Source organism: Synechococcus sp. RS9902, assembly GCF_014279635.1.
Classification (GTDB): Bacteria; Cyanobacteriota; Cyanobacteriia; order PCC-6307; family Cyanobiaceae; genus Parasynechococcus.
The window spans coordinates 1,905,596-1,920,335 of record NZ_CP047949.1 but is presented as its reverse complement, the minus strand read 5'-3'; the positions used below and the strand labels follow the sequence as shown (position 1 = coordinate 1,920,335).

The 14,740-nt window shown below is 63.4% G+C and carries 16 protein-coding genes; 10 read left to right on the top strand and 6 right to left on the bottom strand.

Going from position 1 to position 14,740, the window contains the following annotated elements:
• Positions 1 to 18 precede the first annotated feature (18 nt).
• From SynRS9902_RS13750 to SynRS9902_RS10555, 3 genes are read left to right on the top strand one after another with little or no spacing between them, the layout of a single operon-like run.
• Positions 19 to 843, top strand: coding sequence for a PucC family protein (locus tag SynRS9902_RS13750; RefSeq protein WP_255446113.1), 825 nt, complete (start codon positions 19 to 21; stop codon positions 841 to 843).
• The gene (locus SynRS9902_RS13745; protein ID WP_255446112.1) at positions 752 to 1,408 is read left to right on the top strand and encodes a PucC family protein; all 657 of its coding nucleotides are present in this window, start codon (positions 752 to 754) and stop codon (positions 1,406 to 1,408) included. Before SynRS9902_RS13750 ends, SynRS9902_RS13745 begins: the two co-directional genes overlap by 92 nt.
• A 53-nt stretch (positions 1,409 to 1,461) precedes the next feature.
• The gene (locus SynRS9902_RS10555; protein WP_186509081.1) at positions 1,462 to 2,943 is read left to right on the top strand and encodes a deoxyribodipyrimidine photo-lyase; all 1,482 of its coding nucleotides are present in this window, start codon (positions 1,462 to 1,464) and stop codon (positions 2,941 to 2,943) included.
• Here the strand turns inward: SynRS9902_RS10555 and SynRS9902_RS10550 are convergent.
• From SynRS9902_RS10550 to pyrH, 3 genes are read right to left on the bottom strand one after another with little or no spacing between them, the layout of a single operon-like run.
• Positions 2,940 to 4,085, bottom strand: a complete 1,146-nt coding sequence (locus tag SynRS9902_RS10550) for a geranylgeranyl reductase family protein (RefSeq protein ID WP_186509080.1) — start codon at positions 4,083 to 4,085, stop codon at positions 2,940 to 2,942. The two genes, SynRS9902_RS10555 and SynRS9902_RS10550, sit on opposite strands and share 4 nt — an antisense overlap.
• On the bottom strand, positions 4,082 to 4,630 hold the full coding sequence (frr, locus tag SynRS9902_RS10545) for a ribosome recycling factor (RefSeq protein ID WP_115008676.1): 549 nt from the start codon (positions 4,628 to 4,630) through the stop codon (positions 4,082 to 4,084). Before frr ends, SynRS9902_RS10550 begins: the two co-directional genes overlap by 4 nt.
• Positions 4,631 to 4,671: 41 nt before the next feature.
• On the bottom strand, positions 4,672 to 5,385 hold the full coding sequence (gene pyrH, locus SynRS9902_RS10540; RefSeq protein WP_115008677.1) for a UMP kinase: 714 nt from the start codon (positions 5,383 to 5,385) through the stop codon (positions 4,672 to 4,674).
• Positions 5,386 to 5,468: 83 nt separating this feature from the next.
• Between pyrH and SynRS9902_RS10535 the strand changes: the two genes are divergently transcribed.
• On the top strand, positions 5,469 to 5,663 hold the full coding sequence (locus SynRS9902_RS10535; RefSeq protein WP_186509079.1) for a hypothetical protein: 195 nt from the start codon (positions 5,469 to 5,471) through the stop codon (positions 5,661 to 5,663).
• An 18-nt stretch (positions 5,664 to 5,681) separates the two neighbouring features.
• On the opposite strand, the gene cobO is transcribed toward SynRS9902_RS10535, so the two are convergent.
• Genes cobO through SynRS9902_RS10520 form a run of 3 tightly spaced genes read right to left on the bottom strand, consistent with a single transcriptional unit; the run spans position 5,682 to position 8,204 of the window.
• Positions 5,682 to 6,347: a cob(I)yrinic acid a,c-diamide adenosyltransferase gene (cobO, locus tag SynRS9902_RS10530; protein ID WP_186509078.1), complete on the bottom strand. Its 666-nt coding sequence runs from the start codon at positions 6,345 to 6,347 to the stop codon at positions 5,682 to 5,684.
• Between the two features lie 37 nt (positions 6,348 to 6,384).
• Complete coding sequence (locus SynRS9902_RS10525; protein WP_115080721.1) at positions 6,385 to 7,017, bottom strand: class I SAM-dependent methyltransferase; 633 nt, start codon at positions 7,015 to 7,017, stop codon at positions 6,385 to 6,387.
• Positions 7,018 to 7,049: 32 nt separating this feature from the next.
• Complete coding sequence (locus SynRS9902_RS10520) at positions 7,050 to 8,204, bottom strand: site-specific integrase (RefSeq protein ID WP_186510621.1); 1,155 nt, start codon at positions 8,202 to 8,204, stop codon at positions 7,050 to 7,052.
• A gap of 72 nt (positions 8,205 to 8,276) precedes the next feature.
• Here SynRS9902_RS10520 and hemH point away from each other — a divergent pair, with 72 nt between their 5' ends.
• Genes hemH through SynRS9902_RS10490 form a run of 6 tightly spaced genes read left to right on the top strand, consistent with a single transcriptional unit; the run spans position 8,277 to position 14,738 of the window.
• Positions 8,277 to 9,452, top strand: a complete 1,176-nt coding sequence (hemH, locus tag SynRS9902_RS10515) for a ferrochelatase (protein ID WP_115161360.1) — start codon at positions 8,277 to 8,279, stop codon at positions 9,450 to 9,452.
• A gap of 56 nt (positions 9,453 to 9,508) precedes the next feature.
• Complete coding sequence (ilvB, locus tag SynRS9902_RS10510) at positions 9,509 to 11,296, top strand: biosynthetic-type acetolactate synthase large subunit (RefSeq protein WP_186509077.1); 1,788 nt, start codon at positions 9,509 to 9,511, stop codon at positions 11,294 to 11,296.
• Positions 11,293 to 11,640: a nuclease gene (locus SynRS9902_RS10505; RefSeq protein ID WP_186509076.1), complete on the top strand. Its 348-nt coding sequence runs from the start codon at positions 11,293 to 11,295 to the stop codon at positions 11,638 to 11,640. Before ilvB ends, SynRS9902_RS10505 begins: the two co-directional genes overlap by 4 nt.
• The gene (locus tag SynRS9902_RS10500) at positions 11,633 to 11,869 is read left to right on the top strand and encodes a GIVxVP protein (protein ID WP_186509075.1); all 237 of its coding nucleotides are present in this window, start codon (positions 11,633 to 11,635) and stop codon (positions 11,867 to 11,869) included. Before SynRS9902_RS10505 ends, SynRS9902_RS10500 begins: the two co-directional genes overlap by 8 nt.
• Before the next feature lie 33 nt (positions 11,870 to 11,902).
• On the top strand, positions 11,903 to 13,054 hold the full coding sequence (locus SynRS9902_RS10495; RefSeq protein WP_255446111.1) for an amino acid ABC transporter substrate-binding protein: 1,152 nt from the start codon (positions 11,903 to 11,905) through the stop codon (positions 13,052 to 13,054).
• A gap of 22 nt (positions 13,055 to 13,076) precedes the next feature.
• The gene (locus SynRS9902_RS10490) at positions 13,077 to 14,738 is read left to right on the top strand and encodes an NAD(P)/FAD-dependent oxidoreductase (protein WP_186509074.1); all 1,662 of its coding nucleotides are present in this window, start codon (positions 13,077 to 13,079) and stop codon (positions 14,736 to 14,738) included.
• Positions 14,739 to 14,740: the final 2 nt, after the last annotated feature.

Sequence of the window (14,740 nt, the reverse complement as noted above, 5' to 3'; positions counted from 1 at the left end):
ACTTTTGAGTCTGGCTTGGTGCACAGCCGTCCCCTGCGTCTGGCGCTGCAGTTGGGTTTGTTCCAGCTCAGCCTGGGGATCCTCGGCGTCCTGATCCTGGGACTTTTCAATCGTTTGTTGATTCAAGACATCCAGGTCCCGGCGGTGCTGGCGGCTGTTGCCGTTGGTGGTCAGCAGTTGATGGGGTTTACCCGCGCCTGGTTCGGCCATCGTTCCGATCGCATCCCCATCAGCCGGCTGCGGCGCACGCCTTTCATCATCATCAGCACTGTCGCGATTGCCCTGTTGTTCGGTGTGGCTTGCCAGGTGGTGCTGCGCTTGGCCACCAGCATGGAGGACTCCGGCGCTGAGCTGAATGCACTGCTGATGGGTTTGTTGATCCTGGTTTTTGTTGGGATAGGCACCACGGTTGCCGCTGGTGGCATGGCATTTTCAGCCTTGATTGCGGATCGCACCACGGAAGTCGAACGGCCGCGGGTGCTGTCGGTGGTGTGGGGGATGCGTCTCCTGGGGGTGTTGCTGGGAAGTGTTCTGGTGAATCAGGTGTTCGGCAGTGCCAGTGCGGCTGATGCCAGCCGCACTGCGGTGCTGGCTGGTTTGGAGCGTCTGGCGCTGGTGACGCCGCTGCTGCTGCTGGGGCTTGGGGTGGTGTCGGTCTTTGGCGTGGAGCGCCGCACCACAGGCTTGATGCTGCCTGCGGCGCCAGTCCCCCCCCGATGTCCCCCAGCGGTTGGCGTTGCCCCAGTTGTTGTTGCAACTGCGCACCATCCCCCAGGCCGGCCGCTTCCTCGGGGTGCTGTCCCTGTTCACCTTCAGCATGTTCCTCAACGATGCGGTGCTTGAGCCCTACGGGGCCGCAATCTTTGGCATGAGTGTCTGTGCCACTACATCGCAGAATGTGTTGATTGCCCTGGGCTTCTTTGCTGGCCTGGGTCTGAGTGGGTTCTGGTTGATTGAGCGTGCCGGCAACATCAGAACGGCCCGGGTGGGTGCGGTGCTGGCTGCTTTGGCTTTGCTGTTGATGCTGTGGGCCGGTTCTGGGCAGTCCATCCCCCTTTTGCGGACAGCCATTGGTTTGTTTGGCCTGTCGCTTGGGGTGTGCATGAATGCCTGCCTCACCTTGATGTTCAGCTTTGTGCAGCCCGGACGTACCGGCTTTCTGCTAGGTGTTTGGGGCGCGGGCTATGCCTATTCCTGCGGCCTGGCCACCATCAGTGGAGGCGGGCTGCTCACCTTGCTCAAAGCCTGGAACGGTGGTGATTTGTTTGCTGCCTATGGCGGCGTGTTCGGCTTGCAGATGGTTTGTTTCCTCGCTGCCGCACTGATGACGCGCCGTTTGGATGTGGTGGGTTTCCGCAACACGGTGAAAACCCGCTTTGACGATGTCATGGAAATGGCAGTGGATTGAAGCTTGGCTGGAGCTCCGGATCCACTAGAACCGGGTCCTTTCCATTGCAGTGAATGGCAGCGCTGCAGATCGTCTGGTTCAAGCGTGATCTGCGGATCGTTGATCACCAGCCCTTGGTGGCTGCTGCGGAGCGGGGTTTGGTGCTGCCGCTGTATGTGGTGGAGCCGGAGTTGTGGCGGCAGCCCGATGCCTCCGAGCGGCAGTGGATGTTTTGCCGGGAGTCGCTGCTGGAGTTGCGCCAGGCCCTAGCGGATCGGGGCCAACCCTTGGTGGTGCGCGCTGGGGATGTGGTGCAGGTGCTGGAACGAGCCCGGCGTCAGTTCGGCATCGATGGGCTGTGGAGCCATGAGGAAACCGGCAATGGCTGGACGTACCAGCGCGACAAACGCGTTGGCGCCTGGGCCCGTCGGCACGGCATTGCCTGGACGGAAATCCCGCAGTTCGGGGTGACGCGCCGGATGCGCAGCCGCAATGGTTGGGCCAAACGCTGGGAGGTTCAGATGACTGGGTCCATCACACCCGAGCCGGCCGCATTGCAATCGCTGGAGGGCATTGATCCCGGCCTGATCCCGGAGCGCCCCTGTTCAGAGCTGCTTTCGGATCCGTGTCCGCAGCGTCAGATCGGAGGGCGTTCGAACGGCCTGGAGGAGTTGAACGACTTTTTGCAGCACCGTTCCCAGCGTTATCAACGGTCGATGTCGAGCCCCAACACGGCCTTCAAGGGTTGTTCTCGGCTTTCGACCTATCTCACCTGGGGTTGTCTCTCGATGCGGGAAGTGCTGCAGACCAGCCGCACCTGTAGCGGCCGCGGCGTCAGCAGCTTTGAATCACGGCTGCATTGGCACTGCCATTTCATTCAGAAGTTGGAGGATCAGCCAGCGATTGAATTCAGCGATTTCCATCCGTTCATGCGGGGCATTCGCGCAGCGGACGCCGAGCGCTTGACGGCCTGGAGCGAAGGTCGCACTGGCGTCCCCTTTGTGGATGCCTGCATGCGCGCCTTGCGGGCCCATGGCTGGATCAACTTCCGCATGCGGGCGATGTTGATGTCTTTTGCCAGCTACAACCTCTGGCTGCCCTGGAGAGACAGTGGCCTGCATCTGGCCCGTCAGTTTGTGGATTACGAACCGGGGATTCACTGGAGCCAATGCCAGATGCAGTCGGGCAGCACTTCGATCAACACGATTCGGATCTACAACCCGATCAAGCAGGGCATGGACCACGACCCCCAGGGGGTGTTCATCCGGCAGTGGTGCCCTGAACTCAAGGAGGTGCCCACGATTCACATCCATGAGCCCTGGATGCTGGGTGGTGGCATGCCGGCACCGATCGTTGATGTGACCACATCGATGCAGGACGCCAAAGACCGCATCTGGGAGGTTCGTCGATTGGCCGGTTTTGATCGCCATGCCGATGCAATTCAGCGCAAACATGGCTCCCGCAAGGCGGGGTTGAAGCCAACAACGTCTCGCCGCCGCCGGCGCCAACCTCAGCAACCCGACAACGGCAGCCAGCAGCTCAGCCTCGGTCTTTAGTTGCGCTGCAGCAGCAGCCGCTTGATCACCCGTTGGGCGATGTCGCCATAGCCCATCTCCCCTGAGAGAATTTGAGCAATTCGCCGTGGTGCGGTGGGCCTCTTGATCCCCAGCTGATACCCCACACCGGGGAAGCGATAAAACACCTGGGCAATGCGTCGGCCCCAGGCCATCGACTCACCCCAGCGCTCCCGCATGCTGCGGCTGTAGCCCCTCAGATCGTTGCTGTCGCCCTTGAGCCATCGGTTCAGATGTCGAGCCGCCTCGCAGCCACTCATCAGGGCGGGGCGTAGCCCTTCCGCCAGAAAGGGGTCGCACAGCGATGCCGCATCGCCCACCACCACAATGCCGTCGCCATCAAGACGGTGATGGCCGTTCCACACCCGCAGTTGGCCGCGCTGACGGATGCCTGCATCGGCGGCGAAGCCCAGATCCGGCAACAGCTGAGCCAGCACCTGCTCCGGGTCGGCATCCTGCTTGCCGATGAAGCTGCCCACACCGATGTTCACACCACCGGCGAGGGGGAAGGCCCAGGCGAAGCCCTGTTTCACCAGGCCGAATTCAAAGCGGGTGGTGCCATCGCTGAGTTTGCCTTGACCCTCTAGTCGCACCGACATGGTGGTGGCCATCTGGGGCTGTTTGGCTCCCAGGCCGAGCCGTTGGGGCCAAGGGGATCCCGAACCATCTGCGATCACCACGGCCCGCCCCTGCCAATGGCGTCCGTCGGTTGCCGTGACTTGCCAGACGTCTCCATGGCGCTGGATGTCATTGACTTCAACGCCTGAAAGGCGTTTTGCCCCAGCCTGAATGGCCTGATCTGAGAGCAGTTGATCCAGCGTTTCGCGGCGCACGATCCAGAACGGTGCATCCCCTGGCAACTCGGCCACCACTGGATCCTCCAGGCCCCAACTGAAATCCACCTGACCGATCACCTGCTCCACCGCTGGCTCCAATGAAAAGGGGAACCACTGCTGAACTGAGGCCGCCATGCCTCCACCACAGGGCTTGATCCGCGGTTCGGCGTCGCGCTCAAGCGTCAGAACGTCATGGCCAGCTAATGCGAGATGAACTGCCGCCGCACCGCCAGAGGCACCGGATCCAACGATCAGGACGTCGTGGGTGCGATCTGCATCGTTGCTCACACCTTGAGGATGTCGGCCTCCTTGGTGGCCAGGTGTTGTTCCAGCTCGGCGATGAACTTGTCCAGTGTTTTCTGAACGCCGTCCTGCTCGTCGCGACTCTGGTCTTCGGAGAACTCGCCTTCTTTTTCCTGCTTCTTGATCTTGTCGATCGCGTCGCGGCGCAGGTTGCGCAGGGCCACCTTGCCTTCTTCGGCGTACTTCGAAGCAAGCTTGCAGAACTCCTTGCGGCGCTCCTCGGTGAGGGGCGGCACGTTGATGCGGATGATCTTGCCGTCGTTGTTTGGGGTAAAGCCCAGCTCACTCATCGCGATGGCCTTCTCGATTGAGGCCAAGGCGCTGATGTCGAACGGTTGGATCTGGATGGTCTGGGAGTCCGGGGTCGACAGGGTCGCCAGCGACTTTAGCGGTGTGTCAGCGCCGTAGTACTCGACGCTGATGCGGTCCAGCAGGGAGGAATTGGCCCGGCCAGTACGGATCGTGTTGAAGTTGCGCTGGGTGGCCTCCACCGACTTGCGCATGCTGGCTTCGAGGTCCTGGGTCGACATGGTTGCTTGGAGAGGAGGCGTGCGAACTGGGTTGGCGTTGATTAGGAGGGGTCGCCGATGCGGGACCCGATCGGTTCCCCAGCCACGGCTCTGCCGATGTTGCCAGGTTCAAAGAGGTTGAAGACAACAATCGGGATGTTGTTGTCTTTGCAAAGGGCGATGGCGGTGCTGTCCATTACGCCCAGCTCGCCGCTGAGTACATCCTGATAGCTGAGCTGCGCATGCTTCACCGCGTCGGCGTGCTTTGCCGGGTCTTTGTCGTAGACCCCATCCACCTTGGTGGCTTTGAACACCACATCGGCATTGATTTCGGCGGCCCTCAGGGCAGCGGTGGTGTCGGTGGTGAAGAACGGGTTGCCGCAACCGGCGCCGAACACCACCACCCGGTTTTTCTCCAGATGCCGGATCGCCTTGCGACGGATGTAAGGCTCCGCCACTTCCTGCATGGCGATGGCGGTCTGCACCCGGGTGGGAACACCGGCCCTCTCGAGCCCGTCCTGGAGGGTGATGGCGTTCATCACCGTGGCCAACATGCCGACGTAGTCAGCTGTGGCTCTCTCCATGCCCGCTGCAGACCCCTTTAGCCCGCGGAAGATATTGCCGCCGCCCACGACGATCGCCAGCTGGGTGCCATTGGCCACCACCTTGGCCACATCGGAAGCAATCGACTGAACAATGGCGGGATCGATGCCATAGCCCTGAGATCCCATCAGAGCTTCGCCGCTGAGTTTCAGCAGGACGCGTGTGTAGGTCATCTACGGTCCAGATCCTTTCGACAGTAGCAAGCACTGGCACAAGCCTCTGATCGCCGCTTGGATGGGGAAACCGCGGCTGTTTGATGCCAGAGACCGATGCCACCCAAAGCGGTGTGATGGCCCGTCTCACGCTTTCAGCCCTGGAACGGGCCAGTCAGGATCCCGACTGCTGGCGTGAGCCGGTGGTGCATCGCGCTTTGTTGGTGAGTGGGCTGTCGGTGCTTACCGCGGCTACCCGTCATCTTCAGGATGATCTCGAAGCCACTGAAGCTGCCTGAGGCCGGCTGGTTCAACCCCTAAAACTCGATGCCCGCCTGGGCCTTCACCCCCTGTTCGCGGAAGGGGTGGTGCACCAGGGTCATCTCCGTCACCAGATCAGCCCGCTCCACTAGCTCGGCTGGTGCACCCCGGCCGGTCACCGCCACGTGGGTGAGCTCCGGTCGCTCGTTCAATCCGGCGATCACCACACCGGACTCGATGTAGCCCAGTTTCAAGGCCACGTTCAGCTCGTCGAGCAGCACCAATTTCACGCTGGCATCGCGCAGATAGCCCAGGGCCGTCTGCCAGGCCGCCTCCACCAATTGTTGATCCCGCTCTCGGTTCTGGGTTTCCCAGGTGAAGCCTTCCCCCAGGGCATGCCAGCTCACCTGCTCACCGAAGGCCTGCAGTGCCCGTGCTTCGCCGGGCTCCCAGCCCCCCTTGATGAACTGAACAATCGCCACCCGCTCGCCATGGCCAAGGGTGCGCAGCACCAGCCCAAGCCCGGCGGTGGTTTTTCCCTTGCCCTGGCCGGTGAACACCAGCACCAGGCCCTTCTCCTTGTTGCGTTCCTCCACCCTTTGCTTCTGCACCTGCTGGCGCCGCTCCATCCGTTTGCGGTAATCGGCATCGTCGGTTTCTGGAGCGAGCTTGCCCCCCATGCCCAGTTCCGCGGCGGATTGATCGAGGTCGTTGGTGCTCATGGGGAGAGGGGCTGTTGGTTCTGGAGGGGTGTTGGTTCTATCGAGGCCGAGTGGCCGTGATGCGTTGCAGGGCCCGACCCGCCAGTAGTTCCTGGCTCACGCTGCTGAACCCGAGTTGCTCCAGCTCGGTGGGGAGGTCGTCCTCCAGCATGGCTGTGGCTGTGTCGGTTTCAAACAGGGCACAAAACAGTTGCTGGGGAAGCTTCAGCCAAGGTCCCGCCGGATGCAGATCCACAAGCACCAACCAGCCGCCCGGTTCCAGCAGCCGCAGGGCACTGCGCAGCACCCGTTCCCGATCGCTGCGGGGGAATTCGTGCAGGGCCACGCTCAGCTGGATGGCACTGAAGCTGGCATCGGCCAGGGGCGGATCTTCGGCCAGCCCTTCCACCCGCTCCAGGCTGGGGTGGCGTTGGGCGGCCAAATCAAGGGCTCGGGGGGAGACATCGAGCCCCGTCACGGCATAGCCCGCCGCCAGCCAGGGGGCCGCTGCTTCGCCACTGCCGCAGCAGAGATCCAGCACCGCCGCGCCGGGCTTGAGATGGGGCTGCACCGCCTCGAGCCCGAGGCCCCGAAGGCGCTCCACCCCGCCAACACTCAGCGACGACACCGCCGTCACCGTGTCGTAAATCCAGCGGTAGCGGTAGGCCAGCGGCCTCAGAAATGAGGTCATCGTTGAAGTGAAAAAAAGCAGACAGGGTGTTGTCAGGCCGGTTGCCGGGCCAGGGCTGCATCCACCGCCTGCTGCTGATCACGCCGGGTGATCCAGTGGTGATAGGTGCGGGTGTGGATCGTCACCGAGTGGCCCATCATCCTGGCGGCGACGGTGTCCGGCAGGCCGACATGGATGGTGCGCACCGCCCAGGCGTGGCGCAGGTCGTAGGGGGTAATCGGCAGGTCGTAACGGCGGAACTGCTCACTCACCCGCCGTCCCACCTGCTGCAGGGTGGTGCGCCGCAGATCGGTCTGGATGGCTGGCAGCGCGGCCGGGTTCTCCGCCAGCTCCTGCAACCCGAAGTGCTCGACCCAGTCGGGGTGGAACGGCCAGGTCTGGTGTTCACCGGTTTTGGTGGTGGGCAGAACCCGCAGCACCTGATCCCCGCCCGGTGCCAGGGAGGAGCAATCGCAGAAGAACACCTCGTGGTTGCGCAGGCCGTAGGTGGCCATCAGGGCGAAGGCCAGGCGCCACTGTGGATTGGGGATGCGGCCTGCGGCCTCGAGGATCTGTGGATCTGTGGGCAGCTGGCGGAACCGAGCCCGGTGCAGGCCGTAGCCGCCGGCCTCCTGGCGCCAGTCCTCCGGCAAGGGCAGCTCCAGGTGCCGGGCCAGACCGGCCAGGGCTGTGGCGCATTGCTGCCGGCTGCGGCTGCCGTCGTCGTAACTGGTCAGCGTCTGCATCAGCAGTGCTGGCTCCAGCGGCTGATCACCGCACTGACGCGCCAATCGCCGGAGGTAGGGCAAGTAGGCACTGGTCCAGGTGGTGCGACTGCTCGCCGGGGAACGGCGTCGACGCGGGTCGGCAAAAAAGGCTGCTTCGAAGCTTTCGATGGCGGCCTGGATCCCGATCGAACGTCCTCTGGCCGTGGCTGCAGAGGTGGAGGCCGACCAGAGCGTCCAATCAAAACTGCGCTGCTCCAGTTGCAGTTGCACCAGGGCAGCGGTGCTGAGGGCCTGATTCAGTCCGGCTGCATCGGCCATCAGCCCCAGGCTGATCCGTTGCAGGCCGTTCCGGCTCGGATCCCCACGCAATGGCAGAGACCCGCGCAGGTTCAGCCGCCGACCCCGCTGTTCGATGCGCAGGCGTGACCCCTGTGCCGCCAGCTGCGCATTGGCGGTCTCCAGCGCACTTTTGAGCTCCATAAATGTGTCGTTGGAACCAAGGATCGCGTCCGCGGCGGCTACGCTCAACCCCCGAAAACCGTTCTGATCGGTATGTCTCGCGTCGGTGTCGTCCTGCTGAACCTGGGTGGCCCGGAGCGGATCCAGGACGTTGGCCCGTTTCTCTACAACCTGTTCGCCGATCCCGAGATCATTCGGCTTCCCAGCCCGGCGCTGCAGAAGCCCCTGGCTTGGTTGATCAGCACGCTGCGCAGTGGCAAGTCGCAGGAGGCCTATCGCTCCATCGGTGGCGGTTCACCGCTGCGGCGCATCACCGAGCAGCAGGCCCGTGAACTCCAGAGCTTGCTGCGTCAGCGTGGCATTGATGCCACCAGCTACGTGGCCATGCGCTACTGGCATCCGTTCACCGAATCCGCTGTGGCGGACATCAAGGCCGATGGCATGGATGAGGTGGTGGTGCTCCCCCTCTACCCCCATTTCTCGATCAGCACCAGTGGATCCAGTTTCCGTGAGCTGCAGCGCCTGCGTCAGGCGGATCCGGCCTTTGAGAAGTTGCCGATTCGCTGCATCCGCAGCTGGTTTGACCACCCGGGCTATGTGAAGGCCATGGCCGAGCTGATCGCGGCAGAGGTCCGCAACAGCGACGACCCCACGAAGGCCCACGTTTTCTTCAGTGCCCACGGTGTGCCGAAGAGCTACGTCGAAGAGGCGGGCGACCCTTATCAGAAGGAGATCGAAACCTGCACCGGTTTGATCATGAAGGAGTTGGCCGTTCAGATGGGCCACGAGAACCCCTTCACCCTGGCCTACCAAAGCCGTGTGGGTCCGGTGGAGTGGCTCAAGCCCTACACCGAGGAGGCCCTTGAGGAATTGGGTCAAGCCAAGACCAACGATCTAGTGGTGGTGCCGATCAGCTTCGTCAGCGAACACATCGAGACCCTTGAGGAAATCGACATCGAATACCGGGAGTTGGCCACCGAAGCCGGTGTGGTGAATTTCCGTCGGGTGCGTGCTCTCGACACCTATGCCCCCTTCATCGAGGGATTGGCGGATCTCGTGGCCACCAGCCTGCAGGGCCCTGAGGTGAGTCTTGATGCGGCGGCGGAGCTGCCCAACAAGGTGAAGCTCTATCCCCAGGAGAAGTGGGAATGGGGTTGGAACAATAGTTCCGAGGTCTGGAACGGCCGTCTGGCCATGGTTGGTTTTTCAGCCTTTTTGCTCGAGCTGATCAGTGGTCAAGGGCCGCTGCACGCCCTCGGCCTGCTCTGACCAAGCCAGGGGAGCTGCGGGCCCTTAACCTTGGGGGTCATTGACCCGTCGCCTCTGTGACTCTCACCTCAGCGTCTTCGGCCGTCACTGGGCAGCAGGCCGGTCACGGTGGTCAGAGAATGTCTGGGGCGACAGCCCTGATGGATGCGTTGCGGTGCCATGGCGTCGACACGATTTTCGGCTACCCCGGCGGCGCGATTCTGCCGATCTACGACGCACTCCACATCGCCGAGAGCGAGGGTTGGGTGAAGCACATCCTGGTACGGCATGAGCAGGCCGGCACCCACGCGGCCGATGCCTATGCGCGTGCCACCGGCAAGGTGGGCGTTTGTTTCGGCACGTCTGGGCCGGGTGCCACCAACCTGGTGACCGGCATCGCCACCGCCCAGATGGACTCGGTGCCCATGGTGGTGATCACGGGTCAGGTGCCGCGACCGGCGATTGGCACCGATGCCTTCCAGGAGACCGACATCTTCGGCATCACCCTGCCGATCGTGAAACATTCCTGGGTGGTGCGCGATCCGGCCGATCTCGCCTCCATCGTTGCCCAGGCCTTCCTGATTGCAGCCAGTGGTCGTCCGGGCCCCGTGCTGATCGACATCCCGAAGGATGTTGGCCAGGAGATGTTCGATTACGTGCCTGTTGAGCCCGGATCGATTGTTCCCCAAGGATTCCGCAAGCCTCAGCCCCCCCGGGATGAACCGATCCTGTCGGCGCTTGAGCTGATCGCCGAGGCGGAGCGTCCGCTGCTCTATGTGGGCGGTGGTGCGATCTCAGCCGGTGCTCACGACAGCCTGCGGGTGATCGCTGAGCGCTATCAGATCCCTGTCACCACCACCTTGATGGGGAAGGGTGCTTTCGATGAAAACGACCCTCTCTCGGTGGGCATGCTCGGCATGCACGGCACGGCCTATGCCAACTTCGCCGTCACCGAATGCGATCTGCTGATTGCTGTTGGCGCCCGTTTTGACGATCGGGTGACCGGAAAGCTCGACACCTTCGCCCCCCGGGCCCGGGTGATCCACTTTGAGATTGACCCGGCCGAAATCGGCAAGACCCGTCGCCCCGATGTGGCGGTGCTGGGTGATCTGGGCCTGAGCGTGGCGCGCCTGGTGGAGCTGAGCCTGCAGCAGCAGGTGCAATCCCGCACGGCCCCTTGGTTGGCGCGCATCGCGGAGTGGAAACAGACCTATCCCCTCACCGTGCCTCCCACCGAAGGCCCCCTCTTCCCCCAGGAGGTGCTGCTGGCCGTTCGCGAGCTGGCACCGAATGCCATCGTCACCACGGACGTGGGTCAGCACCAGATGTGGGCGGCCCAGTACCTGCGCAATGGGCCCCGGGGCTGGATCAGCAGTGCCGGTCTTGGAACCATGGGCTTCGGCATGCCGGCCGCCATGGGCGCCCAGGTGGCGTGCCCCGATCGTCAGGTGGTGTGCATCGCGGGTGACGCCAGCATCCTGATGAACATTCAGGAGTTGGGAACCCTGGCGGCCTATGGCCTTCCGGTGAAGGTGGTGATCGTCAACAACCACTGGCAGGGCATGGTGCGTCAGTGGCAGGAGAGCTTCTACGAGGAGCGTTATTCCGCCTCCGACATGCTCAATGGCATGCCGGACTTCGTGGCTCTCGCCCGCTCCTTCGGTGTGGACGGCGTGCACATCCGCGAGCGGGATTCGTTAAAGCGTGATCTCGAGGCGGCGCTCAAGGCCCCCGGCCCGATGTTGATCGACATCCACGTGCGTCGTGGTGAGAACTGCTATCCGATGGTTCCCCCTGGCAAAAGCAATGCTGAAATGGTGGGCCTTCCGGCTCCCATGCCGGTTCTCAACGCCCCGACCTCTTGATTCGTCTTGTCTTAATCGGCGTTCTGCTGCTCCTTTGGGCCGTACCGGTGCAGGCCGCAGAGGTGCTTCAGGTGCGCAGCAGTTCCCTGCTGCAGGTGGGAGACCATAACCGCACTTACACCGTTGCCCTGGCCTGTTCCGCCGTTGATGCAAGCCAGGAGGCCGAGGCCACCGCATGGCTTCGTCAGGAACTGCCGCGCCGTCGCAAGGTCAATCTGCGGCCGGTCGGCTCCAGCGAGGGGCAGCTGATGGCCAGGGTGACACCGATCGGTGCTGAGCGTGACCTCACCACCGGCTTGATTGCCGCTGGTTTGGCCAGCAACAGCTGTGGGGTCGATGGCTGATAACCGCATTGCCCGGGGCATTGTCTTGGTGCCCTGTCTGCTGCTGGGGGGTGCCTTTCTGGCCACAGCGGCCTGGGGGCAGGGCGCCGCAGCTGAAAACCGCACCCTGGCCATCGGCATCGGTGCTGGCTTGCTTTTGGCAGGTTGGTTGTCCCAGTTGGGTGGCGGCTCTGAGAGTGGGCCTGAATCCTCTGTGACAAAACCGGACGAGTCCGACCCCTCTCCCTAGTTTGCGGGGATGGGGTTGCTTCCCTCCGATCCCATGTCGAAGCCTGAGTGGCGACGTTGGCCTTGGCTGTCGTGGTGTGTTGTTGCAGCCACGCTCATCGGCTGCCAGTCGATCGTGGCCAGTGGCGTCAGCCGCCCAAGGCTGGCGGTGCTGCTGCCGATGGGGCACCGCGATGCTGAATTGCGGCACAACTTTCTCCAGGGCTTTCGTTTGGGCCAGGCGTCGGTGGAGGCTTGTGGTGAGCCCTTCCCGCAGGTTGCCTGGCATGGGACCAACTCCGGCGATGCGCCCGATCCGCAGCTGATGCCCTCGACGGAGCTCAAGCTGCTGGTGGCTCCCCCGTCTGGGGATCTGCGGGCCTTTGCCGCCTTCGCTGACGAGCGGGATCTCACTGTTCTGCTCCCCTATCAGCGTGGACAGTCGCTCGACACCCTGCGCGGGCTGGAAGGCCGTGAACGGCTCTGGCCGCTGGTTCCTTCCCGCCAGGAGGATCTCAAGGCGATGGTGGTCGAAGACCCTTCTGCCCTTGAGTCCACCAGCTCCAAGGCCTTTGTGGAGCTGTTCAAGGCCGCTGGCGGCATTGTTGAGAGCTACGAAGCACAGCCGGTCCAGCGGGTGGATCCCAGCAACAACGGGCGTCTGCAACGGTTCAAGGACGACATGGCCTGGTCTTGGGTGCCAACCGTTGTGGTGGCTGATGCTCCGAACGGTCCCCTCTCCCGAGAGCTGCGGGCTGAGCAGCAGCAGGGGCGCTTCGGCGGTGGTGCACCGCAGGCGCCGAACTGGATTTGGCTCACCGAGGCGGAAGACCTGCAAGACGCGCCCGCGGTGCCCTGGCAACAGCTTGGGTTGCAGCACCCAGCCCGTGGGGCGGCCTGGGCTGAATTTCAACAGGACTTCCAGCAGTCCACCGGCAAGGCTCCATCGTTGCTCGCGGGGGCGGGCTTTGATGCAGCTCGGCTGTTGGCCTTGGCCGATGCAGCACCCTTGCCGTTGTCCGCTGACGGGGGTATCGATGCGATGGGTTGGTTGGACCCTGATCAGAAGGAGGTCGTTCCGATTTGCCAGGCCTTTGATCAGCGTCGCCGCGGGGAGCGTCTGCGTCTGAAGGCGGTGGCCAGTGATTCCCGCTTTCGTGCTGGCCTTGCACCATCGGGCCAGGCCATGGCCGGTCTGATCGAATGAGGTCTGGGGACACGACCTCGAGATGCTGCGCCTGAGTGAACTGAAGCTGCCCCTCGACCATGGGGAGGAAGCGCTGCAGGAGGCGGTGCTCAAGCGTTTGAGGATTCCGCCGGATCGTCTTCTGGGTCAGACCCTGGTGAAGCGCAGTGTTGATGCGCGGCGTCGCGACCGGATTCAGCTGATTTACAGCGTGGATGTGCAGGTGAAGGGTGAAGCCGCTCTGTTACGGCGCATCGGCAACAAAGGCCGGGTGCGTCTGGCTCCAGACACCCGCTACCGGTCTGTGGGTCATGCCCCCGATGGCTTCCCCTTGGATGCGGCCGATCGGCCTGTGGTGGTGGGGGCAGGCCCCTGCGGTTATTTCGCTGCTCTGCTGTTGGCACAGATGGGGTTCCGACCGCTGTTGCTGGAACGGGGTCAGGCCGTGAAGCAACGCACCGCTGACACCTTTGGCTTCTGGCGTGGCACCAGCCCCTTCAACCCGGAATCCAATGCCCAATTCGGTGAGGGGGGAGCCGGCACCTTCTCCGACGGCAAGCTCTACAGCCAGGTGAGCGATCCCGAGCACTACGGCCGCAAGGTGCTGGAGGAGCTGGTGGCCTGTGGTGCCAGCGAGGAGATCCTCACGCTGCACCGCCCCCACATCGGCACCTTCAAGCTCGCCACCGTGGTGCGCGGCCTGCGGGCACGGATTGAAGCCCTCGGCGGTGAGGTGCGTTTCAACAGTCGCGTCACACGCCTTCAGCTCAGCGACAGCAGCGCTGGGAAGCCGCATCAACTCGATGGATTGGTGCTGGCCGATGGAGCGGAGATTCCCTGCCGCCATCTGGTGCTGGCTCCCGGTCATTCCGCGCGTGACTGCTTCGAAATGCTGGAGCAGATCGGTGTGCAGCTGCAGCGCAAACCGTTTTCCGTGGGCGTGAGGATTGAGCATCCGCAGCATCTGATTGACGCAGCCCGCTGGGGAGAGGCGGCGGGCCATCCGCGTCTCGGGGCCGCCGAGTACAAGCTGGTTCACCATGCTGAAAACGGCCGCTGCGTCTACAGCTTCTGCATGTGTCCCGGAGGATTTGTGGTGGGTGCCACCTCGGAGGAAGGCCGGGTGGTGACCAATGGCATGAGCCAGCACTCCCGCAACGAGCGCAACGCCAACAGCGGTTTGGTTGTGGCTCTGGACGCCGATGACCTGGCACCGTTTGAACGCTTCCCCGGGGATCCGCTGGCGGGGATTGCTCTGCAACGGGAGCTGGAGGAGCGCGCCTTCAGGCTTGGAGGGAGCAGTTACGCCGCACCGGCGCAGCGGTTGGAGGATTTCCTGGCGGCCCGTCCCTCCACCCGTCTGGGTGACATCGCCGCGTCGTATCAGCCGGGTGTGCATCCCGCCGATCTGGATGACCTGCTCCCTGCTGCCATCGTTGAGGCCTTGCGGGAGGCGTTGCCGGCCTTTGCCCGCAAGCTGAAGGGGTATGACCATCCCGATGCGGTGCTCACCGGCGTGGAAACCCGCACGTCATCGCCCGTGCGGATCCCCAGGGATGAGGCGTTGGAATCGCTCAATGTGAAGGGGCTGGTGCCCGCGGGTGAAGGGGCGGGCTACGCCGGCGGCATCCTCTCGGCCGGAATCGATGGCATTCGAGCTGCTGAAGCCTTGGCCATTCAGATCCTTGGGAGCAAGCCTGTTTAAGT

Coding starts and splice junctions, on each gene's coding strand:
- pyrH (WP_115008677.1), bottom strand. CDS start 5,385: ATGACCTACACACGCGTCCTGCTGAAACTCAGCGGCGAAGCTCTGATG.
- SynRS9902_RS10490 (WP_186509074.1), top strand. CDS start 13,077: ATGCTGCGCCTGAGTGAACTGAAGCTGCCCCTCGACCATGGGGAGGAA.
- SynRS9902_RS10535 (WP_186509079.1), top strand. CDS start 5,469: ATGCCAGAGACCGATGCCACCCAAAGCGGTGTGATGGCCCGTCTCACG.
- frr (WP_115008676.1), bottom strand. CDS start 4,630: ATGTCGACCCAGGACCTCGAAGCCAGCATGCGCAAGTCGGTGGAGGCC.
- SynRS9902_RS10555 (WP_186509081.1), top strand. CDS start 1,462: ATGGCAGCGCTGCAGATCGTCTGGTTCAAGCGTGATCTGCGGATCGTT.
- SynRS9902_RS10525 (WP_115080721.1), bottom strand. CDS start 7,017: ATGACCTCATTTCTGAGGCCGCTGGCCTACCGCTACCGCTGGATTTAC.
- SynRS9902_RS10500 (WP_186509075.1), top strand. CDS start 11,633: ATGGCTGATAACCGCATTGCCCGGGGCATTGTCTTGGTGCCCTGTCTG.
- hemH (WP_115161360.1), top strand. CDS start 8,277: ATGTCTCGCGTCGGTGTCGTCCTGCTGAACCTGGGTGGCCCGGAGCGG.
- SynRS9902_RS10520 (WP_186510621.1), bottom strand. CDS start 8,204: ATGGAGCTCAAAAGTGCGCTGGAGACCGCCAATGCGCAGCTGGCGGCA.
- cobO (WP_186509078.1), bottom strand. CDS start 6,347: ATGAGCACCAACGACCTCGATCAATCCGCCGCGGAACTGGGCATGGGG.
- SynRS9902_RS10495 (WP_255446111.1), top strand. CDS start 11,903: ATGTCGAAGCCTGAGTGGCGACGTTGGCCTTGGCTGTCGTGGTGTGTT.